Raw genomic sequence first — 668 nt, 5'->3', positions numbered from 1 at the left:
GCCACGGGAGGCCGAGGGTAGACGACCGGCGGGTGCTGAGTGGCATCGTATTCGTCAACCGCAATGGGCTGCGCTGGCGAGATGCACCCAGCGAGTACGGCCCGCACAAGACGCTGTACAATCGGTGGAAGCGTTGGGGCGAGGCCGGTGTGTTCACGCGAATGATGGAAGGTCTGGCTGCAGCTGGCGCCGAGCCGCAGACGGTCATGATCGACGCAACCTACCTGAAGGCTCACCGCACGGCATCGAGCCTGCGGGTAAAAAAGGGGATCTCGGCCGCCTGATCGGCCGCACCAAGGGCGGCATGAACACCAAGCTCCACGCCATCGCCGATGCGAACGGGCGCCCCTTGAGCTTCTTCATGACCGCGGGCCAGGTCAGCGACTACACCGGCGCGGCAGCGCTGCTTGATGACATGCCGAAGGCGCAGTGGCTGCTTGGTGATCGCGGCTACGACGCCGACTGGTTCAGGGACGCCCTCCAGGCCAAAGGCATCCAGCCCTGCATCCCAGGCCGCAGGTCGCGCAACAAGCCGGTCCGGTACGACAAGCGCCGCTACCGGCGTCGCAGCCGCATCGAGATCATGTTCGGCCGCCTCAAGGACTGGCGCCGCGTCGCCACCCGCTACGACCGCTGCCCCACCGCCTTCTTCTCCGCCATTGCTCTCG

The 668-nt window shown here is 66.5% G+C and carries 1 pseudogene; it reads left to right on the top strand.

The window, feature by feature from the left end:
• A pseudogene (locus tag FOY91_RS21450) lies at window positions 1–668 on the top strand (IS5 family transposase); the annotation flags it as partial.

The sequence above is a fragment of the Alterirhizorhabdus solaris genome, from assembly GCF_007785815.1.
GTDB classification, from domain to species: Bacteria; Pseudomonadota; Alphaproteobacteria; order Sphingomonadales; family Sphingomonadaceae; genus Alterirhizorhabdus; species Alterirhizorhabdus solaris.
The sequence above is the reverse complement of the archived record's forward strand: the minus strand, read 5'-3'. Positions and strand labels throughout refer to the sequence as shown.